13 protein-coding genes are annotated in these 22807 nt (G+C 52.0%); 6 read left to right on the forward strand and 7 right to left on the reverse strand.

Features of this window, described 5'->3' with window-relative positions; all coding sequences use genetic code 11:
• Positions 1-126: 126 nt before the first annotated feature.
• Positions 127-5013 (reverse strand): NAD-glutamate dehydrogenase, encoded by a 4887-nt coding sequence (locus tag JF535_RS13015; protein ID WP_207003808.1) that lies wholly within the window; start codon positions 5011-5013, stop codon positions 127-129.
• A 271-nt stretch (positions 5014-5284) separates the two neighbouring features.
• Here JF535_RS13015 and JF535_RS13020 point away from each other — a divergent pair, with 271 nt between their 5' ends.
• From JF535_RS13020 to JF535_RS13045, 6 genes are all read left to right on the forward strand, one after another.
• On the forward strand, positions 5285-6244 hold the full coding sequence (locus tag JF535_RS13020; protein WP_207002834.1) for an AAA family ATPase: 960 nt from the start codon (positions 5285-5287) through the stop codon (positions 6242-6244).
• A 122-nt stretch (positions 6245-6366) separates the two neighbouring features.
• Positions 6367-7332: a DUF58 domain-containing protein gene (locus JF535_RS13025; RefSeq protein ID WP_207002835.1), complete on the forward strand. Its 966-nt coding sequence runs from the start codon at positions 6367-6369 to the stop codon at positions 7330-7332.
• Positions 7329-7958, forward strand: coding sequence for a DUF4381 domain-containing protein (locus JF535_RS13030; protein ID WP_207002837.1), 630 nt, complete (start codon positions 7329-7331; stop codon positions 7956-7958). The genes JF535_RS13025 and JF535_RS13030 overlap by 4 nt, the downstream gene beginning before the upstream one ends.
• Positions 7951-9009: a vWA domain-containing protein gene (locus JF535_RS13035; RefSeq protein WP_207002839.1), complete on the forward strand. Its 1059-nt coding sequence runs from the start codon at positions 7951-7953 to the stop codon at positions 9007-9009. Before JF535_RS13030 ends, JF535_RS13035 begins: the two co-directional genes overlap by 8 nt.
• Positions 9006-10874, forward strand: a complete 1869-nt coding sequence (locus JF535_RS13040; RefSeq protein WP_207002840.1) for a VWA domain-containing protein — start codon at positions 9006-9008, stop codon at positions 10872-10874. Before JF535_RS13035 ends, JF535_RS13040 begins: the two co-directional genes overlap by 4 nt.
• A gap of 5 nt (positions 10875-10879) precedes the next feature.
• Entirely contained in the window at positions 10880-12583 is a 1704-nt protein-coding gene (locus tag JF535_RS13045) for a BatD family protein (protein ID WP_340674179.1), read from the forward strand.
• Positions 12584-13354: 771 nt separating this feature from the next.
• Here the strand turns inward: JF535_RS13045 and JF535_RS13050 are convergent.
• The 6 genes from JF535_RS13050 to JF535_RS13075 form a co-directional block, all read right to left on the reverse strand.
• A complete protein-coding gene (locus JF535_RS13050) occupies positions 13355-14155 on the reverse strand; it encodes a sulfotransferase (RefSeq protein ID WP_242523999.1) in 801 nt (266 codons plus the stop codon).
• A gap of 104 nt (positions 14156-14259) precedes the next feature.
• Positions 14260-15960: a heparinase II/III domain-containing protein gene (locus JF535_RS13055; protein ID WP_207002846.1), complete on the reverse strand. Its 1701-nt coding sequence runs from the start codon at positions 15958-15960 to the stop codon at positions 14260-14262.
• Complete coding sequence (locus JF535_RS13060) at positions 15944-17158, reverse strand: glycosyltransferase family 4 protein (protein WP_207002848.1); 1215 nt, start codon at positions 17156-17158, stop codon at positions 15944-15946. Before JF535_RS13060 ends, JF535_RS13055 begins: the two co-directional genes overlap by 17 nt.
• 2 nt (positions 17159-17160) lie before the next feature.
• Positions 17161-18384: a glycosyltransferase family 4 protein gene (locus JF535_RS13065; RefSeq protein WP_207002850.1), complete on the reverse strand. Its 1224-nt coding sequence runs from the start codon at positions 18382-18384 to the stop codon at positions 17161-17163.
• A 23-nt stretch (positions 18385-18407) separates the two neighbouring features.
• Positions 18408-20183 carry a hypothetical protein gene (locus JF535_RS13070; RefSeq protein ID WP_207002852.1) on the reverse strand — a complete coding sequence of 592 codons (1776 nt, stop codon included), beginning with the start codon at positions 20181-20183 and terminating at the stop codon, positions 18408-18410.
• A gap of 18 nt (positions 20184-20201) precedes the next feature.
• Positions 20202-22769, reverse strand: coding sequence for a heparinase II/III domain-containing protein (locus tag JF535_RS13075; protein WP_207002854.1), 2568 nt, complete (start codon positions 22767-22769; stop codon positions 20202-20204).
• Positions 22770-22807 lie beyond the last annotated feature (38 nt).

The raw sequence follows: 22807 nt of genomic DNA on the forward strand, positions 1-22807 counted from the left end.
TGGGCTATTCCAGGCTGCGCACCACTCGACGCAGCCCTGAAGTCGGGCCAGCGGAGCGGGCGCGCCTATTGTACGGATTTCTGCACAGATTTCTGTACGGATTTCCTGCGCCCGTTGCCCGCCCGATTAACCGCCAAGGGTCTCATAGTCGGCGGTGGCATTGGCGAGGTACATCAGTTCGCGCAGCGCCACCGTAAACATGGCGAAGTCGCCCTGGGGTGCCGACTTCAATTCCTTGATCAGGTTCTTCCAACGCTGAATCGGCTGCGCCATCAACGCGACCCAACGCTCCACCGCGGTTTCAATGTCCAGACCGTCGTCGCCCGCAAGACGCAAGATATGAATCGCCAGTCGAGCCAATTGGCTATCCAGGTCGTCCATGCTGGTTTCCCGGGCCTGAGACTGCCAGAAAGTCTCAGACGGCAGCGCAATGATCTGGTTGCCAAACCAGTACAGGCCGAGCTTGTCCGCCAGTGCGAAGTAGACCTTGGCCACCTCTTCCACCGGCCGATCGCTGACGCGCGCCGAATCGGAAATTCCCAGTGCGGAAAACAGATACGTCGGCGATGCCGCCAGCAGTGCCAGAGGTTCCGGTACGTTCGCCGCCAACAGCGACTCCTGCCGCGACTGCCACTCGCGGAGCGGCTCGCCACTCAGGACCTCCGGCAATGCGCGGATGACCCGCTGTACCGGCTCCTGGAACAGGTCACGCTCCTGAGCGGGATCGAGGTCACCGCGGCGGTTGCGGATAAACCAGCGCGTTGCCCGGCGCACACGGCCGATCATGGAATTCATCAACTGCAGCTGCAGCTCTGCGGGCACCTGGTAATCCAGCGCCGCCACGCTTTCCTGGAACTCGCGCATCAGATACACATCCCGCGCACTGATATACGCAGACGCTATGGTGTCGATATCCGCACCGGTGGCACCACTGATACGGTGATAGAAGGTGATGCCCATGCTGTTGACCATCTCATTGGCCACCTGCGTGGAAACAATCTCACGACGCAGCTGATGGTCGTACACCAGCGCCTTGTACCGGGCCACCAATGCGGGCGGGAATGCGGACTCCACCGCAGCCTGCACATACTCGTTGTCGATGATGTGTGCGTGCAGCAACTCTTCCTTCAGTTTTACTTTCACATAGGAAATGAGCACCGATAGCTCGGGCCGCGTCAGATACTGCTTTTTGTTCTGGCGCTCATTCAGGGTTTCGTTATCCGGAATGAACTCCAGTGCGCGGCGCAGGCGCCCTTCGGATTCCAGTGCGTTGATAATACGGCGGTACTCGTCAAACCGGTCGCTGACCTGGTAGGAGGCAACACTCAGCGCGCTGGTCTGGTTGTAGTTGTTGTCGAGCACCAGCTCCGCCACCGACTCCGTCATCTCCTCCAGCATCTGATTGCGCTGCTTCTCGGTCATATCGCCATTGGCGACCACCTTGTCCAGCAGAATCTTGATGTTTACCTCATGGTCGGAGCAGTCCACGCCGCCGGCATTGTCGATGAAATCGGTATTACACAGGCCACCATTCAGCGAGAACTCGATACGTCCGCGCTGGGTCATACCCAGGTTGCCGCCCTCACCAAAGACTTTACAGCGCAGCTGGTTACCATTGACCCGCAGGTTATCGTTGGACTTGTCCCCCACCTGGGCATTGCTTTCACCAGTGCCTTTCACATAAGTGCCAATACCGCCATTCCAGATCAGGTCCACCGGTGCTTTGAGCATCGCACTGATCAGCTCGTTTGGCGTGAGCTGGTCTTCGGTAATGTCGAAGGCCTGCTTCATCTCCGACGTGATTTTGACCGACTTGGCGCGGCGCTCGAAGATGCCGCCACCCTTGGAGATCAGGCTCAGGTTGTAGTCTGTCCAGCTAGAGCGCGGCAGCTCGAACAGGCGCTTGCGCTCGATAAAGCTCGAGGACGCGTCCGGGTTCGGGTCGACAAAAATATGCAGGTGGTTAAATGCACCTTTGAGGCAAATGTGTTCCGACAGCAGCATGCCGTTACCGAACACATCGCCGCCCATGTCGCCGATCCCGATGACCGAGAAATTTTCCGCCTGGACATTGACGCCCATCTCACGGAAGTGGCGCTGCACGGACACCCAGGCACCGCGCGCGGTAATGCCCATTTTCTTGTGGTCATAACCATTGCTGCCGCCGGAAGCAAAGGCATCGCCCAGCCAGAAGTCATAGTCGGCCGCGATACCGTTGGCGATGTCGGAGAAGGTCGCGGTGCCCTTGTCGGCAGCCACCACGAGATACGGGTCATCGGCGTCGCGACGGATCACGCGCTCCGGCGGTATCACCTCGCCGTCCTTCAGGTTATCGGTAATGTCCAGCAGCCCGCGGATAAACGTCTTGTAGCAGCTGATACCGGATTCGATAAATGCTTCGCGGCTGTTGTCGACCGGCGGCTTGCGCACCACGAATCCGCCCTTGGCGCCGCTGGGAACGATCACCGCATTCTTTACGTTCTGGGCTTTTACCAGGCCCAGTACCTCGGTGCGGAAATCTTCCAGACGATCGGACCAGCGCAGGCCACCCCGGGCCACCTTGCCGCCGCGCAGGTGTACCCCTTCCACCTGGGGCGAGTACACGAAAATCTCAAATTCCGGGCGCGGTTCGGGAATATTCGGAATATCCCGCGGGCTGAACTTGATGGAAATGTAGTCTTTGGGCTGATCCTGCTCGTCCAGCTGGAAGAAGTTGGTGCGCAGGGTGCCGCGGATCAGGTCGAGATAGCGGCGAATGACCTGGTCTTCGTTCAGGTTATCCACGGCGTCGAGGCCATCGTGAATCTTGCTGATCAGGCGCTCTACCCGCGACTGGTCCTGGCGGTCCGCCGAATTGATGCGCGGGTCGAACATGGCCCGGAACAAGGCCACCAGGTTGCGGGTAATCTCCACGTGATTGGCCAGGGTCGCCGCAATGTAGGACTGGCTGGCACTGAATTTGGTCTGCTTCAGGTAGCGGGCATAAGCGCGCAGCATGGTGACTTCACGCCAGTTGAGCCGCGCCGCGAGCACCAGGCGGTTGAACGAATCGCTCTCCGCCACCCCATCCCAGATCGCGGCAAAGGCGTCCTGGAACAGTGAGCGGGACGCCTGCGCGTCAATGCGCGTGGGCAAGCCGAACTCCAGGCGGAACTCGTGCATCCACACATCCTGCTGTCCCTTGGGGCGGATGGTATAGGGGAATTCCCCCATGACGCGCAGCCCGAGGTTCTCCAGTACCGGAATCACATCGGAAAGGGTCAGCCCACCGCCCACATTGAACACCTTGAAGCGCAGGCTCCCCGGCTCGGCACCCACCGGCTGGTAAAAACTCATGGCCACCCGGTTGCTTTCATTCAATTCCTGAATAGAGCTCACATCCTGTACGGCAATGCGCGGCTCAAAGTCCTCGCGGTAGCCCGCCGGGAACGCCTGGCCAAAAATGCTGGTCAGGCGGCTGCCCACCTCTTCACCGTGGGTCTCGATCAGTGATCTCTGAAATACATCTTCCCAGCTGCGGGTAATATCCACGATTTGCGCCTCCAGTCGCGCTACATCAAATTCCACCGGCACATTGCGGTCAACACGGAACACCAGGTGTACCCGGGCCAGAATCGATTCGGAAAAATAGGTGGTGAAGTCACAGTCGAGCGCGTTAATGGTGCGCGCGATACGATCACTGATCCGCTCGCGGATCTCACTGTTGAACTGGTCCCGCGGCACATACACCAGGGCACTGACAAACTTGCCGAAGGGGTCCTTGCGCATAAACAGGCGCAGCCGCGCGCGCTCGTTCATGGCGAGCACACCGAGGGTTGTCTCGAATAGCTCGGAGGTACTGCTCTGAAACAGCTCGTCGCGAGGGAAGGTGTCGAGGATACGCTTCAACGCCTTGCCATCGTGGCTGTTCGGCGCAAGGCCACTCTGCTCGATCACCGACGCCAGTTTGCGACGGATAATGGGTATTTTTGACGGACTCTCGGTGTATACCGGCGAGGTATACAGTCCCATAAAGGCGGATTCACCAATTACCTCACCGGCGGCATCGTAACGCTTGATGCTGACGTAGTCCGAATAGGCAGCGCGGTGTACCCGGGATTTGACCGAGGACTTGGCAAACGTCAGGAAATTGGGGCCCTGATAAAATCGCTGCTTGCCCTCATTGAAGGCATATTCCGGCGTCGGTTCCGCCGGCTGCTGCAGGTTTTTGAAGATCCCCAGGCGGCGACCTTCCACCTCGCACAGCACTTTTTTGTCGCCTTGCTGGGCGAACTCGTACTCGCGGTAGCCGAGGAAGGTGAAGTTGCCGTCGCGCATCCACTGCAGAAACGCGCTGGCCTCTTCCAGATTGGCGTCGTTATCCGCCAACACCGCATGCAGCTGGTCTTCCATGGCCGCGCAGGTGTCCAGCATAGGCACATAATCGTCCACCGCCAGGGCCACATCGCCCAGGGTATCCTTGAGGTCGCGTGCCAGCTCTGATGCGTGGGAAGCGGACGTGTCGAGATTGATTTCCACATAGATCAGCGCCTCGGCGCTGACCGCTGGATCGTCCTGACGGCGGTCCTCCTCCTGGCTGGCCGGGGCGAGCAGCCGCAGCAGGCGCCCATCGTCTCCCCGCTGCAGTTGCATCACGGTGCTCTTGATGGAGTGGATGACCGTGTTGTGGCGGTTGATCTCCATACGCACAGAGTCCACCAGAAACGGCATGTCCCGCTGCAATACACACACCACGGTATGGGAACACTCCCAGCCGTGCTCTTCCAGACGCGGGTTAAACACCCGGATCTTGGGGGCGCCCTGGGCGCGCTGCTGGATAAAGTCCCAGCTGGTATAAATGCACCCGTACACATCCGCCAGGCGCCGCCCCGCCAGATCTTCCAGCGGGTACTGATTCAGGAACTGGGCAGCAAAGGCCGCCACCGGGCCCGCCTTGTCGCCCAGCTTCTTTTCTATGAGACCGCTGACCTGTGCCAGCAGCTCTTCCCGGCTGTCGGTAATGACCGTCGCCATATTCACGTGCTTCCTCCCATCAACGCACGACCGCCATCGCACGCAAGAATGCTACATTTGCTGAATCAAGGTAGAACAAAACGTCAGAATAATTGTCTACTCTGCCGCCTTTTGGGTGCCCGGGTGAGGGCTGGCGGTTGCCTATCGGCACATCGCCGCTAAAATCAACCAACCCGCGAAAACCGGACAAGTAGCTATATATAAAGATGATAGATAGCCACCCGCCCCGGGCAGCGTATTGAAACAGGAAATTGGCAAAAGAAGTGACGATATGGACACACGCCAGCAGATAAAAATTCTGGGTGATTGGCTGGAGCAGCAGATTATTGGCCAGGAGGTTCTGGTCAATCGAATTCTCATAGGACTCCTCGCCGATGGACACCTTCTCGTGGAGGGCGCACCGGGCCTTGCCAAGACCAAAGCCATCAAGACCCTGGCCGACGCCATCGAGGGCGACTTCCACCGGGTGCAGTTCACTCCGGACCTGTTGCCCTCGGACATCACCGGCACGGATATCTACCGGCCGGAAACCGGCGAATTCCAGTTCCAGCCCGGGCCAGTGTTTCATAACCTGATCCTCGCGGATGAAATCAACCGCGCGCCCGCTAAGGTGCAGTCTGCCTTGTTGGAAGCGATGGCGGAACGCCAGATCAGTGTGGGGCGTAAAACCTACTCCCTGCCGGACCTGTTCCTGGTGATGGCCACCCAGAACCCGATCGAGCAGGAAGGCACCTATCCGCTGCCCGAAGCCCAGCTGGACCGCTTCCTGATGCAGGTCAACCTCAGCTACCCGGATGCCGAAGCGGAAACAAAAATCCTGAAACTGGCGCGTGCCGAGGCAAGCCACGGCGAGGGCCGCCCGCAAGCGGTCATCAGTCAGGAAACCATCTTCGCCGCGCGCCAGGAAATTCTCGACCTGACCATGGTGGAGGCGGTAGAAACCTATATTGTGCAGCTGGTGATTGGCACCCGCGAGCCCCAGCGCTACGACGACGAGCTGGCCTCCTGGCTCGATTTCGGTGCCAGCCCCCGGGCCACCATTGCCCTCGACCGCTGCGCACGCGCCTACGCGTGGCTTGCCGGGCGCGATTACGTGACCCCGGACGACGTCATGGCCATTGCCCCAGACGTGCTGCGCCATCGCCTGCTGCTGAGTTTCGAGGCGGAAGCAGCCGGTGCCAGCGCCGACCAGGTGATCCACCGCCTGCTGCAGCAGGTTCCGGCGATTTAACCCTTGGTGGATGCGCTGCGCTTATCCACCCTACATACGAAGGCACAAGCCGTAGGGTAGATAAGCGCAGCGCATCTCCCATCAGCCACACCAGAACGACCAAGAGCAGGACCAATAACCCAGTGGTTAAAACCCTCAACCACAACGACCTGAACATCCGCGGCGCCTACCCTACGGTGGCGCCACTGGTGCGCCTGCGCCATCTCGCCCGCCAACTGCGCCTGTTCAAACCGCGGGTCAACCGCAGTGACCAGGCCGGCAACCTGCTCACCCGTTATCGCGGGCGCGGCATGAATTTCGAGGAAGTGCGTTATTACCAGCCGGGCGACGATGTGCGCTCCATTGACTGGCGCGTGACCGCGCGCACCGGCGAAACCCACACCAAACTATTTCAGGAAGAGCGCGAGCGCCCGGTGGTGATCCTGCTCGACCTGCGCTCCCCCATGTTCTTCGGCAGCCAGAATGCATTCAAATCGGTCGCCGCCTGCAGCATTGCCGCCGCACTGGCTTGGGCCGGCCTGCAGCACGGCGACCGTATTGGCGCCCTGGTGTTTTCCGATCAGGGCGTGGATACGGTGCGCCCGCGCCGCAGTCACCACGCGGTGCTCGCTGCGATTCACGGCATGGTGGAAACCGCCGGCGCACTGCAAAGCCCGATTGCCAACGACGGCAGCCAGCCTCTCAGCGTACTGCTGGAGGAAGCCCGACGTATCGCACGGCCCGGCAGCGCCCTGTTCCTGATCAGTGACTGTCACGATCTCGATGAAAGCTGCGAACAGCCGCTTTATCTGCTCACGCGGCACGCAGACCTGCAGGTACTGCGCATCACCGACCCACTGGAACAGCAGCTTCCGGAACAACCGCTGACCATCAGTGATGGCCAGCAGCGCACCTTCCTGGCTAAATCGAGCCGTTTACTGCGCCAGCAATTCGCCAATCAACAGTACCGGGTACGCGAACAGACCGCGCAACTTTGCCGGCGGCTGCGACTGCCACTGGTGGACTTCGACAACACCCAGCCAGTGGTCCCGGTATTGCTGAGCACCTATGGGGAACGCCAACCATCACCGAGCCGGAGGCCGGCATGATGACTGGTATAATGACAAGCGTGATGACAGTAGGCGCCGCGCTGAAACAGGCCTCACCGGCTCCCCAGAACCCGCCGGCCCCCAGCCCCATGTCGCCGGAAATGCAAAGCCTGCTGGCGCAACTGAAAGATATTCAGGAGCCCGCGCCGATCGGCTGGTGGCCGCTGGCACCGGGCTGGTGGATGCTTGCGGGGCTCATCGTCGCACTGCTGTTCGCCGCAGGCTGGCTGCTGCTGCGCCTGCGCAAAAAGCGCCGCCGCAACCTGTACCGTGCGGAGGGCGAGCGCCTGCTGCGCGCACTGGATCTCGACGCACCCAGGGTGGTGGAGCAGATCAATATCCTGCTCAAGCGAGTCGCGGTTGTCACCTTCGGGCGCGACACTTGTGCGCCCCTGACCGGGCAACGCTGGATCACCTTTCTCGAATCCGCGGTCGATGAGGCCATGCCAGAGGCCGCGCGCCGCGCGCTGCTGGAAAGCCTGTACAGCGACGCCAACGCAGCTCAGGCCGACCTGCAAGCACTGCGCGACTTTGCCATTGACTGGACGCGCAAACACCAGCATCCCCAGTTAGACACTGCGAAAGCCACAGCACCCGCACAGCAAGCGGAGGCCGAACATGTTTGAGTTTGGCCTGCCCTGGGTGTTTGTGCTGCTACCGCTGCCGATTTTGGCCCGCCTGCTGCTACCCAAAAGTGAACCACTGAGTAGCGCACTCAAGGTGCCCTACTACCGCAAGCTATCCCACAAGGGCGGCAGCGCTGCCGGCAATCGCCTCAACCTGGCACTGTTGTGGCTGCTCTGGGCCTTGCTCGTCGCCGCCGCGGCACGTCCGCAGTGGTACGGCGAACCGATTTCGCAAACCAGCAGTGCGCGCGACCTGCTGATCGCGGTGGATATTTCCGGCAGCATGGAAACCCCGGACATGCTCCTGAACAGCAACCCGGCCATGCGCATCACCGCAGTTAAAAAAGTCGTGGGAGAGTTCGTGCTGCGCCGCAAGGGGGATCGCCTGGGCCTGGTGCTGTTCGGCACCCGCGCTTATTTGCAGGCACCCCTGACTTTTGACCGGGAGACAGTAGCCACACTGTTGACCGAGGCCCAGATCGGGTTTGCCGGCCAGGGTACCGCCATCGGCGACGCCATTGGCCTGTCGGTGAAACGGTTGACCGAACGACCCGCCGATCAGCGGGTGGTGATTCTGCTCACCGACGGGGCCAACACCGCCGGCGAAGTCGCGCCACTAAAAGCCGCCGAACTCGCCAAACAGGCCGGAGTGAAGGTGTATACCATCGGCGTCGGGGCGGAAGAAATGGTGCAGCCGGGGTTGCTCGGCTCCCGCTTCGGCGCGCGCCGCATCAACCCATCGAGGGATCTCGATAGCGAAACACTCCAGGCCATCGCCGACAAAACCGGTGGTCTCTACTTTCGCGCCCATAATCCCCAGGAACTGGAGGGCATCTACGCCGAACTCGACCGTCTGGAGCCGGTCGAACAGGAAGCCGAAACCTATCGCCCACTGAAATCCCTGTACATCTGGCCGCTGGCCGTCACGTTGCTGCTGGCATTCCTGTGGGCGGCCATCCCGCTGGTCGCCGCCTGGGAAAGCGGGAGACGGCAACGCAAAGCACAAACCCGTGTATCCAGCGCAGCAACGAACGGAGGCCGGACCGCATGAATTTCCTGGCCGACATGGGACAGTTTCACTTCCTGCGCCCCGCGTTTTTATGGCTCGTGATACCGGCAGCCGTAACCTGCTGGGGGCTGGCCCGCATTGTGTTTGCCAGTGGCGGCCTGCAGAAACTGATCGATCCGGACCTGCTCCCGCACTTGCTCCTGCGGGGCGGCGAAAAGCGACCGTGGCTGTTTGCCCTCATTTTTGCCCTGCTGACGGCCGTTATTATTGCCCTCGCCGGCCCCACCTGGCGCAAGCTGCCGACGCCGGTATATTCCAACCAAGATGCGCTGGTGATCCTCCTTGATCTGTCGCCGTCAATGATGGCTACAGATCTGGCCCCCAACCGCTTGACCCGGGCACGCCTCAAAATTCTCGACATTCTCAAGCAGCGTAAAGATGGCCTCACCGCGCTGGTCGCCTACGCCGGCGAGGCCCACATCGTCACCCCCCTCACCGATGACACCGCCACCATCGCCAACCTGGTACCGCCGCTGTCACCACGGATCATGCCAGTGCCCGGCAGCAACATCGAAATGGCGGTACAGGAGGGGTTGCGACTGATTAAGGATGGCGCCAATGGCAAGGGTCGCCTGCTTGCGGTCACTGATGGCATCGACAAAGCGGCCATCAGTACCATCAAAAATAGCGTGAATAGCAGTGGCGCCACGCTTTCTATTCTCGCCGTGGGCAGTGGCGAGGGCAGCCCCATCCCCAAAACCACCGGCAGCGGCTTCATCACCGATGACAGCGGCTCCATCATCATTGCCAATTTCGATCGCCGCGAACTCTCGCGCCTCGCACAGAGCACCGGGGGGCACTTCGCCCAGATCACCGTGGACGACAGCGATATCGCCAGAGCTCTCCCCGCAATCACCACCCCGGAGCAGGCCGAACTGACCGAGCGGGAATTCGACCAATGGTATGAAGAAGGCCCTTGGCTGGTATTGCTACTACTGCCCTTCGCCCTACTGCTGTTTCGCAAGGGCGCCCTGGCGTGCGCGCTTCCAATTGCCCTCCCCCTCGCCCTGATGGTGACCAGTCAGGACGCCAGCGCGCAAACCAGCAATCTGTGGCAGACCCCGAATCAACAAGCGCAGGAACTACTGGAAGAAGGTGACCCCAAAGCCGCCGCAGAACTCTTCGAAAACTCCCAGTGGCGCGGCACCGCCCAGTACCGCGCCGGGGAATACGGCGCGGCCGCCGAAAACTTTGCCGAAAGCACCGACCCGCAGGGGCTCTACAACCTGGGCAACAGCCTTGCCCAACAGGGCCAGTTCGATGCCGCCATCGAAGCCTTCGACCGCGCGCTCCAGCAAAACCCGGAATTTGCCGACGCGCGCCATAACAAGGAAATTGCCGAGCAACTGAAGAAACTGCAACGACAGCAGCAGCAAAATCAGCAATCTCAACAGGGCGACCAGCAACAGGATCAGCAGCAAGACCAGGACCAGCAATCGCAAAGCCAGCCCCAGCAAGATCAACAGCAAAGCGACGCCGATCAATCCTCACAGCAACAGCAATCCCAAGACCAGCAACAGTCCGGCGAACAGGATCAGCAGCAGAACGCAAATCAGGGCGAACAGAACCCGTCTGAAGAGGAACAACAGGAGCAGCAGGCAGAACGCCAGCAACAAAACCAGGATGGTAACAAGCAGGAGCAACAGGCCAACGCCCAGCCACAAGAGCCCCAGAGTGACCTGGACCCGGAAACCCAGCAGGCGCTGGACCAGTGGCTGCGCCAGATACCCGATGATCCCGCCGGCCTGATGCGCGAGAAATTCAAATACGAAAGCCTGCAACGCCGCCGCGCCTACCGCGCCGGCGAATGGCAGCCCCCGGAAAACGGAGCCACCCAAAGATGGTAACCCCAGTGGAAACATACTCCTTTCCCACTCACAGAAAGCCGTTTGTAAGCGCGACCATCGCACTGGTCACGAAAGCCCTATGCGCCCTACTCCTCCTCGCTCTATCCCTGGGCGCAAGTGCGCAGGAACTGACCGCGTCTGTCGATCGCAACGAACTCGCCATCAACGAAACCTTTACCCTCACCCTGCGCTACAGCGGTGGGCAACGGGGCGGCCAGCCGGATTTTGACCTGCTGGAACAGGACTTCGAAGTTCTTTCACGGCAGCAGTCCAACCAGTATCGAGTGATAAACGGTCAGGCAGAAAGCTTCGTTGAGTGGACGCTCATCCTCGCCCCTCTCAAGGAAGGCAAGCTGTTTGTGCCCTCACTGCATTTGCACGGCCAGGTGTCCGACGCCATCCCCATCACCGTAAACCAGGCCGGCCAGTCCCCCAGCGGCAACAGCCGCAAGGCCTTCCTGGAAGTGGAACTCGACAAAGACAAAGTCCACGTGCAGGAACAGCTACTGGTAAAAGTACGCCTCTACACCACCGTCGGCCTCCACGACATCGCCACCGACCAGCTGCAGGTCCGCGGTGCACATGTGGAAAAAGTCGATGAGCAACGCTTCGAGCGCAGAATCGATGGCGTGGGCCACGCCGTTTACGAGCTCACCTACGCCGTGTTCCCGGAAAGCTCCGGCGAACTGCAAATCCCCGCCCTCAACTACGTCGCCGTCACCGGGCGCAGAGACCCCTTCTCCCTGTTCAACCGCAACGCACAGCGCATCCGCCTGCGCTCCGAAGCAAAAACCATACAGGTAGAACCCAAGCCCGATAGCTACAGCGGCAGCCACTGGCTCCCCGCCGCCAGCCTCGGGCTGGTACAAAGCTGGTCCAAGGATCCGGAAGAATTCAAGGTAGGGGAACCAATCACCCGCATCATCACCCTGCGCGCCGAAGGCCTGAGGGCAGCTCAGCTACCACCACTGCCAGCGCTCAATATTGAAGGCCTGAAAACCTACCCCGACCAAGCCCAGCAGGAAGATCAGCCAAGGATGAATGGCATTACCGGCAGCCGGATAGAAACAACCGCAATTGTCGCCACCAAGCCTGGCAGCTATCAGCTGCCTCCGGTGACGATTACCTGGTGGGATACGAAGAATGGGCGGCAGCGTGCCACGCAGTTGCCGGCGTTTCGGTTTAATGTTTCAGGTGCGCCAATAGTGAATGCGGCAGATCCGGGGAAAGCAGCACCCGCATCGAGTGGTAGTCCGTCAGCGGTTCCGGTCGAACCGGGGTTTTGGCAGAAAATTGCGATTGCGGCGATCGCATCGCATTTGCTATGGATTTTCTATTTCTTCTACCTAAAGAAAGGCAAGGCCGCCGCTGATATCCGCAGCGACAGTGAAGCCAGAGGCGCAGCCGAAGACTCCGGGGCACTAATGGACAAAATCAAGAACGGCAATCCGGTGTATATCCAACAAGCACTCCTCCAATGGGTGAACTCGCAGTGGCCCCACACACGAGGAATGAATCTCGCAGATGCAAGCACCCACCTCAAGATTCCAGAGCTGAATCAATTGACGCAACTGCTTAATGATGCTGCCTATAAAGTTCCACCGAAGCCCCTGAATCGCTCGCAAGCGCAGACACTGGCCAGCAGAATAACTCGCGGTGAAAAAAGCAACGATTCAATCCCAGAAGTGCTTCCCCAACTGTTTAGTTAAAGGAAATTGGTGATCGATTGCGTAACAATTAAAGTCGCTCTAATGCTTGAAAGTTCCTTATAGGCCAGAAAAAAGCTATAACCCCTTAAAATTTCTTTTTTACTTCAACTTGAACTTCACATCTCACTCAAGGTCAGCGATCCAAGTCCAGCTTACAAGTAAATCTGACGCAAAAACTCTATAATAGCAAAGTAAGCGCTCAATAAACCTCACCTAAAACCCGACAGCTCTTCCGGGTACGCTCCTGATGTTTAACGATCAGGAGACTAACAGGAGGGCAGATCGAATTTTAGATGAGGATTATTAAGCGCCTACCAATCGAAAACGGCAGAGGCCATTGCGGCTCTGCTACCGTAGAACATAAAGACTGCTGGGTTACCGGGAAGCAATTCTCGCGTCGAGGGTGTGGAAGACTGATCGCTTACAAATGTGCGCACCCGAACACGCGGTGTATCCACCTCGAAGCTCCCCGCCGGGCTCTCCATGTCTTCGACGTGCGGCCATTCGTACGGTTGTTCTGATCATCGCTGGGCAGGTACTAATCCATGCATGGCGACTTCGGTGAGCTGTTTGATCAGGGAAGATAGGTGCCGAGGTCTTTGCTCTCACGCACTGTGTTGACGGTGGCATCCATATCGAAGGTTGGTTTTGTCATAGGTCACCCTTCAGTGGTAAAGATGTGACACTGAATTTTGAACACTGCCGAGCATCTTCTGAAAACCGATGCCCGTCAGAGCAAGACTGAACTACTACATATCAATTCACCCTACCCTACACAGCTACCAGACCTAGCTTTTCCTTAAACTCTCTAATTTTAGTACAGCCCTCTAAGAGAGCCACCTCCTCCTGTAAAGCTTCATCCTTAACGTACTCACGGCCCCTATTCTTTAGAGAGTTACGATTTGGCAAAGAAGAAATTGAGGCAAGCCTAACGCTTTTTTCTCCAAACCCTAACCTGGAGAACAAATTGTCATGTACGAACTGCTCCTTGTTATCGGACTCAACAAACGACTCCAAATCGAACAGCACAAAACGAGAGGCAGCAGAAGCCTTAATTTTGATCGCTTGACGCAGAGACCGTTGATATCTAATCTTAAAAACTTCCAAATCAGATAGGTAGCCCATGGACCGCCAAGATCTCCAGACTTTAGCCACCGGTCTCACACAGTACACATAGTGAGGAAGAAGGGTTGAAAAGACGCTTTCAAACTCTTCGAAGTAACGCTCATATCCCGGTGTTTTTATTCCATGAAACTTTAGCGACTTGTTCGTCCCTATACAATCCTTTTTGTTCGCACAGGCAAAGAAAGTATGGGCAAAAGCAGCCTTTGATAGATTCCAAGAGCCATCGAGCCTGCGCCCTTTGCGTTCAGAATAGTGGTCATAAACATCGTCAACATTTTTGAGAAAAGCAAAAAAACTCTCGATAGTTTTTGCATGCATCTCTTCTTGGACCGCTATTTCCGGGTGCTCATTCAGCAAATCGGTCACCATTCTCGTACCTGATCGCGCCGCACCGCAAACAATTATCGGATTAATTTCTTTAGACTCTTCAAGACCATTTAAAAACATATTGATCACCAGTTAAATCAAATTAAATTAAATAATTTTGGCCAGCAAATTAAATCGGCCCAAGCGAAAATCAACCAAAAATAAATTTGAAACTCCGCCATCCATCAGAGCAAAGAGATCTCCCACTTCAAAAAACCAGAGCTATTCGGGCAGCGAGCTTGAATCACTGACGAGGGAGAGATTTCGTTATATCCAAAACTAACCCACCCCAAAAGCGGCTTTTCACGACCACTAAAAACATTCAGCTCACAGTCTTCCGATTTAAGCTTTACTATTGCGTACCCTGGAACCTCTACAGTGTCAGCCGAAACAACATCAACGACTAATTTCGGATTAACATGCAAATTACTTACAAGTGAATAATCATTGAAAAACTTCCTAAACATGTCAATAATTGACAACTTTTCGTGAAAATCATCATAAATCTCTAAGAGATGGAATGGCTTCAACTCAAATACTCGCTTGTGTTCAAACTGCCCAGGCCTAGTCAATTTTCCGGAAACTCTAACGCTAGAGTCGGAAAAATTTACACTTATAAGTTTACTTCCAGGAATGTCAACATCTTGCGGTCTTGAAGGGAGCCCGTCGAGCGAAAGAGTGTTATGAGCCGAAGCAGAAATTACATACCTCCGGAACTCATCTTTATTGTATGAATACTTCCCAGAGTCTACAAAAACCAACTCACCACGGTGAAACAATTCAAAAGAAAGCTCATCCGCGTGATTGTGAGCCTCATCAGAAAACGAAATTCCCGTGATGAAAAGCTGTGACGAGTCTTCAATAAGAGTATCGGGCAATGTCCGTATTGAAAAGTAACCTGATTTAGAAAAGTCTCCAACTTGGCACTTCACACCATTTAAAACCATAGGTTCTGAATAAAAATTGAGATCAGCGGAGTAAGACCCTGAGCTATCACCTATTCTTGCAACCATCGAATTCGGGTAAACTAAATGAGGAGAGACCCTGGAAGCTCTATCAATCAACTCCAATACCTCACGACCATAAAGGCCCTGGATATTAAGTTGCCTAATTGTTTTCAATGTAAAAAAATGGTAAGCTGGAGAATTTTCTTTGTGCACCCCCTCCCCAGTAAATTGACGCTCAAGTAAGCTGAACATCTTTTTACTATTGTATTCACTTTCATTACTACACACTTCGGAATTTACTTCCGCGAGACAGAGAAGCCTCAGACCCACCAATTGAAAGTACGCGTGATTTCCATGCGCCAAAAATGATTCATCTAGGAGCTTTTCGATATGCTGCCTCATCAACACTCGAATCTTTTCCGCATCGGCAGGTAAAATTAGAAAGGGATAATTTGCCAGCTCCTGCCATAACCAAGCTAACTTCATAGCCCTAATACCAGTCGCCATATCATACCACTGCATGTGGTCGATATTACCATTTCCCTTATAATAGTTGTGCCAATCAAGAATAATTGAAAAAGCCTCTTTTAAATATTTCTCATCTTGAGTTCTACGGTACTGCCTTAGCACCGAGTCAATCATTCTCCATGCTTGCAACTGGAAAACCCAATTCCTGTCATCATAAGGATCTGCAGACCAATCAAAAGGCAAGTCAAAATGGACAGGGTCGACATCTTTTCGAGGCCGAAATCCCAGCTTTTTAAACTCTTGATATGTAGAAGAGTAAACCAAGTTAATATTATTTAAAGATATTTTCTCTTGAGCAGCCCATAGGCCAGTAGAAGGCAACATGAGAAGGAGCAAAAAAAAACCTGAAACTTGAGACAATAATTTTAGCAAACCTACAACTCTGACTTTACAGTTAGCGATCTGTGACATTGTATATCTCATCCGCCATTTGATCCATGATTCTCGTCCGCCGATAATAATCGATAAACTTTTTTCTTTTACTCAAACCGTACTCAATCTTATCCAATGCCGAAATTGCGCCATAACTATCACCGGGCTTAAACACAGCAGCATTAACAATCTCCTCGGCTATAAACTCTGCGGCATACCCGCTAACTCCAGCAACAATAGGCTTTTCTGTCGCAGCGTACTCAAAAATTTTGGAAGGAAGAACTTTGTGCATCGAGGGATTATCATCAAGATGAAGAAATAACACATCTGCCGACCTGTACATCTCGATTAACAATTGCCTAGCAACGGGCTTATAGATAACAACATTCTTCAAACCTAACCTTGAAACCTCCTCCTCTAGCATAATTTTTCTTGCCCCATCCCCAACAATTACCACCTCAAAGTTTGAGGGTAATAAACTGGCAAACTCAGGAATTATATTATGCAAACACTGCGCCTGCCCTATATTTCCAGCATATAGAATCCTTCGAGCGCACCCTGGGCCCTTTATAGTTTGCGAAAATACATTATCCGCAGCTTCCCGAATAAACAGCTCATCAATCCCGTTTGTGTAGCATGAATAACTTAGAGTTGGATACTTATAATAAAAGTAACTCTTGAACCCTTTTGAAACCAAATTGACTTGACTGCTGTTTCTTAGTGCCCATCGCTCAAGATATGAAAAAAAACATTTTGCCAACCATCTCATACGCCTAGGAAAAACATACCCAATATTGTCTACAAAAATATCACGAATATCTAGATAATAAATTGCATTAGCACGCCGAGACACAAATGAACCGAGGACTGCCGTCATAAGCCGTGAAGATGTAGCTATAACCAAGCAATATCTATTACTCCTAGCAAGACGAATTGATTTTAACGCATATACCGCATATGAAATTGCCTGCGTAACCATACCGCCAGAGTGCTGAGGAATATCAACCCTGTCTATGAGAAGCCTACCATCGCATAACGACTCAACTAACTCTGCTTTTTTTGCCATTGATAAATATCTATTTGGCTGCGCAGCTATAACATGTAATGTCACCTTCGAGCCGAAACGCCTCATTAAAGCGTCCACCAAAGCCTTTGAGCGGAATGACCCGGCACTCAAGTCTGGAGGAAAATAGTAACTTAGTAAAAGTATTCTTCGCTCTCCGTCGACCGCAGCCATAATTAAAGTATTTCCGCAGCAACAACTTTATTGTAAAGCTTTACAAGCTCACCCTCTTGCACTTCCCAGTTCAACTTTAAGGCAGCTTTATAAGCGTTCTCACTAAACTTTTTCCGTAATGATTCATCATCAACCAGCTTGATTATGGCATCCCGCAATTCCTCTTTACCTTCTGGAGATGCAAGAAGCCCAAGTTTGAACTCCTGTACAACTTTAGCGATCTCAGGAAGATGGCTAGCCACGACGGGTAGCCCGGCTATAACATACTCGAATAGCTTATTGGAGTCTGTTGTGAAGTGGTTCAGACAGGTATTTTCTATTGGTTGCACACCAATGTCTGCAGATGCTGTAAACTTTGGGAGTTCATTCAGTGTTATTGTCGGAATGAAAAAAACCCTTTCGTTTAATTTACAATCCTCGACGACACTTAACAAATGACTGGTTAAGCGCCCCCCGCCAATTAACACAAAATAGGCATTCGGAATTTCAGAGGCTAATCGCACAAATTTCTCTAATCCTCTACCTTGCTGTAAGCCTCCTTGGTACAAAACAACTGGCCATGACTTAGTCAGCTTAAGGCAATCACGAATCGTACTATTTCTTTCGACAGACGTGTATCTCGGGCGATTTTGCAAAACTAACGGACGATCAATTCCATACGCTCTCGCGAAAAACTTCGACCTGGCATCGGTTGTTGTAATACAACCTGCGGCTCTAGGCATAATGAATTTTTCAACACAGCCGACAATTTTGCGAAAGTTTACATAGCCTTCACGATCAGTGCTAATCTCGTGTGCGTCATATACTAGGGGTATCCGGCAAATTATCGAAGCAACCCATGCCGTCGGCAGCACGTTCACGTCATGGGCATGGATTACACCAGGTCTTGCTTTAACTATGCTTAACAACAGCCCAAAATGTGTCCAGAGCCTCGCTAGAATCCTAAGTCCCTGCCGCAAAGGCGTCACTGGAATACTATGGTTTTTGGAGCTAGCACTGCCCTGGCGCTGAAAACTTTTCCTGTTTCTCAATCGCCATAGCGGACTTCGAGATATTCGTTTAACTCTTATGCCGCCAGCCAACTCCTCAACATGTTCGGTGACGCCAGGCGTGTGGAGCGCGTGTATAGTTAGAACATAGCCAGCTTTTTGCAGTGTCTGCGCTTCTTTTAAGACTCTAGCATCGTTAGTAAATTCATTCCAAACAAGCATGGATACCGCTGTCAACTTTACCACCTCTATTGCGTCGTTTAATTTACAGCTTCAAGATCCGTACTACTATTCTGTAGCATAGAATTAATCTGTGGAAGTAAAACCAAAGCTTCTTTAAAACTCTGCCTTTGGCAGAGGGCTAAAAACTCATATATGAATGCAGAAAGTGTAACACTGGCAATCCCAACATCTTTTAAATCATCCCTGCGGGATCTAGCCAGCTCGACAGCTTCTGGCAGCTTATCCAAGGCCCAATCATCTAGAGGCCAACCTGCCCCCACTGGCTCCAAGCACCATCGGCCCCAATTTCCACACACATATTCTTTCTCAAAATTTACAAATAGTGAGTCAGCCTTTAAATCAGGATTCACTATTGCCAGTGGTAAGGAGCTTAATTTTTGGAAGATAATTTCTCGACAATGAAAGAAACTAGCAAGCTGAGCTTGAACTTCTAAACCAGCACCAATAACCGCTACACTTAGACGCTTAAATAGAACGTCATTTATCTGACCCCACATCATTTGTCGAGACCTTGTGTAGCTTGAAATCAATGCTGAACTTGGTGGAACGGACATCATATTTGCCACAACTTTCCAAGCGCATAACCTCGCCTCCTTACGAGAAACTTCACGGTGCCCAGTAAAATCAAATAGGTGCCATTTAAAATCACCGAGCTTTCCGACGTTCAACAGATTAGGGACCGGCAAGCCCTCTTGCAAAGTTAGTATCAACGCTTCGTGATCGGACAAGCGTGAACGTTTCTCACCATATATCTTCAAATATAGCGATGCGCGCTCCTCCTCGGCGACAGAAGCTGAATGAAACACATCAAATGCAATAACATCAGGCACCCCACTTTGTCGAAAATTAAACTCCATGGGCTCACCGCCTAAGGAATATCTCTCTCCACCACTCTTACCAATGATCACTCTGAGGGTATCTTTATTAATGTGACTCCAAAAGTCTGCAGCCTGACTTTTTGAACTCGGCAGCAAGACATGACCATGAAAAAAAAGTACATTCAATTGGTTTTTTCTGCTATTCAGCCAGGTCATATCATGGAAGGCACCTACAGATTTACCGGTCAACTGCCGCGCCAGAATCAATGTTAAAATAGCGGACAATGGTTGAATTTCCCGCCCAGTAAAAAAGAAAATCAATATTGACAGAAATACCAGCAAAAATCCGACAGATGCGCCGACCTTTACGAAACTAGAAAGATACGTATTGGAAAATTTTTCGTCTCTCCTACAAAGATAGTACCCGATAGAGCACAGAAAAAATGCAAAACCAAGTATAATGAAGAAAACTAACGATGAAAGATAAGCAATACCCGCAGATATCAAGAGAATAAGAATGCCCCCACCCAGACTCCGTGCATACCTGGAGTACCCATCCTTTGCAACATCTTCCTGATTTTCAAATAATACTACTTTGTTATTAGCCGCCAGAAGCTTTTTGGTAGATATATCTGAAAACACGCCTATAAGCTTTTCAAGACCCAAATGAACAACATAGAAAACTGCAGAGAGCCCTCCGAGCATCAGTATTAAAGTCTCATGATCGAATACAGAAAACGCTGAAGGAAAGTACCGTGGAATACGTTGAGTGCCCACTAATATGACAACTTTGAGCGGCAGTAAAAAAGCAAGAATTGCAAAAACTTGTGAAAACACATTCGCCAGAACAATCGAAATCGTAGCAAGCCAAGCCTTCTTTAGAAATTTGCTTCCAACTGAATAATACCATTTGAAGTATGAGACCAAGCTATTAGACAACACAGCTCCCATTGCGCCTATCAAAATTAATTTCAATAAAAAACTCCAAAAGGGTCACTCATACATAGACTGAGTGACTAACGCTATCATTTTAAGAGTCGTTTCTTTATTTGGTGGAGAGTGGCCTAATTCAGGATCATCATAATAGACAATGTTTAATCCAGTTTTACTAACAACACTACCGCTTCCAAAATTAAATTCTGTAATATCGCCTTTGTAGCGATTTATCATAGGCTTAAGATGCCTCAGCAAATGTGATTCATCATGGACATTCTGAAAAATACAAACAGGACTCTCTCTAGCACCGCCATCTAAATTCACCGAAAGTCTTGTAGAGTACTTTTTCACAACTTGATTTCGATCCAAGCCAGGATAGCAGGACTCCAACATGCCAAGAAAATGAGAGGGAGTATATCGCTCTAGATACAGTTGTGGGTTGATAGCGATCACAGGGCACTTCGGGAGCTCATTGGCAAGCTTCAAGCCAGCGAACCCGCCAGCGGAAGAGCCAAAAATTGTAATATCCTCTGGTTTATAGTAGTCACGTTCAATAAGTAACTGTACAAATTTTATGAGCGCATCTATCCCATATGCTTTTTCGGAATTCTGGAACCAACCAATGGAAATATTGTTATCATCTCTAATACTAGGGTCCGAAAATGATATGATATCAAAATCCTTAAAGTCGTTAGCCCAACTATGACGCTGAAAGTCATATATTCCCTTGGAGCGCTTGGTCGCACCAGGAAGCATCAAGATTACTTTCCGGCACTCAGAAGAAAAAGAAGAGTAAAACGTCAACGGCACATTATCAATGTAGACCCTATTTGTTCTCTCGCCAAACGCCCGACTAAAGGCACTTGCATCCAAATAAACTTGATGCTGGATATTTGGCAAAATGCTTTTACTAGACCTCTCATTTAAAATGACTGTTTTCTTCAAGAGTTCAGGCTCAATATGATGAGCCACAAATGCCAATGCATCTTCGCGATTGTCTTCAGTAAGACTGAGTGCCGTCACTAGCTTCTCGGATTTACCAAAGCCTTTAAACCCAAGAGCTAGTGCTGGGGAAAAACAGTAATCATTTTCTGATATAAAACCTTGTAGGTTCTTATCGTCACCATAATGTATTATCGGAGAAACACTACCGTTTAGGCAATCAATGTAAATTTCGTTTCCAGAACTATCCAAACAATATAGCGAGCGCTCAAGCAGACTAGATATATGGAATCGCTTGTCTAAATGAAACCACTGGGTAAACCCTCTCTCTCGTACAAAATCCAAATCATCCACTACGACAACCCAACATCCAGGCTTAAAATAAATGTCTCGAGAATGCTTGATCGCCGGGTAGTCAAGGTTAGCGTTAAAACGAAATATATTTTCTGACACTTGCTCTACGGAGTTCAACGCTGAACCATAAGGCTTGATTTTTAGAATATCAAATCCTTCAATTTCCACAGAATTATGCGCTCTAGCGCTGAGAAAATAGTTTCTATACCTATCGCTGCGATATCCATATTTACCACTATCACATATGATTTTCTCACCACTTTCGAACCACTCGAAACTCATACAATCCCGGTGCTTATGGGACTTCGAGTGATAAGCAGCTGTCAAAAAAAGCATGGAAGAATTATTAGGGTCTTTATGCCATGCTGATCGCACGATTCCGTATCCACTTTCGTGGAAATCTGAAATGCAGAAAGACTCTTGAAAGTTCTCACCAGAAAAATCGACAGAATCCTGAACTGTCAAAATTGAGTCTCCCACACATACTGGACGCTTCAGAGGGTCGACCAACCATTTTTTCTTGGTTTGCGCCTGATTAATCCTACCTTCAATTAAATCACTTCTAGCATACCAGCCAGACTTTATAACCGCTAAGAATGTGGATAAGACATAGAAATGATAGTGAGGGGAGTGCTCTAAATGTATTCCACTTGCATCAAACTGGGAGCTAACAAGCTCTTCCATTCTCGCCAGGGCATAACCTACATTGTCATCAGTCTCATCCGCGCCTAGAACAGTTAGAAGTGCAAGAAGACCATGGATCTGAAAAATCCCGTGATTATTAAGAGAAAAGGTTTCCTCAGAAGAAAGATTAGCAATGTGCTTTTCAGCCAGGCACCTCAAAATATCTCGATCAGCCTCAGATAAAGGAATTTTAAAGAAGCCAATTCTATTTATCATAAAGGCAAGTATTAGCGCCCTGAACCCTACCGACATGTCATACCATGCATAGCTAGACGGCATTCTTGAAGTGGTTACATTATCGGGATCATTTTTGTATTGACCATACCAGTCACGAGCGATGGCAAGAAAATAATCGACAATTTCATTCTTATCTTCGTAAGAGTCAAAAAAATTCATAACAGGATGGAACATCGTCCAGCCCTGAAGCTGCATACGCCAATTTCTATCTGAAGAATCTTTAACAGCTTCCCAGTCTACTGGTAGAGTAAGTGCAAGCTCTTCACAGTCTTTCCTTGGCTTAAAAATTCTCTCTCTGACAATGCGATTTTTATCTGACTCATAGAGTCCGGCAGGAAATATTCGATGAAGAAACGTCTCCACCGGAATAACTGAATGTTGCTCAAAGTTCACGATTGTATATTCCAAAACTTCCCCGAATTCTGCAGTGAACAAGTCTATCAATC

The organism is Microbulbifer salipaludis (genome assembly GCF_017303155.1).
Taxonomy (GTDB): Bacteria; Pseudomonadota; Gammaproteobacteria; order Pseudomonadales; family Cellvibrionaceae; genus Microbulbifer; species Microbulbifer salipaludis.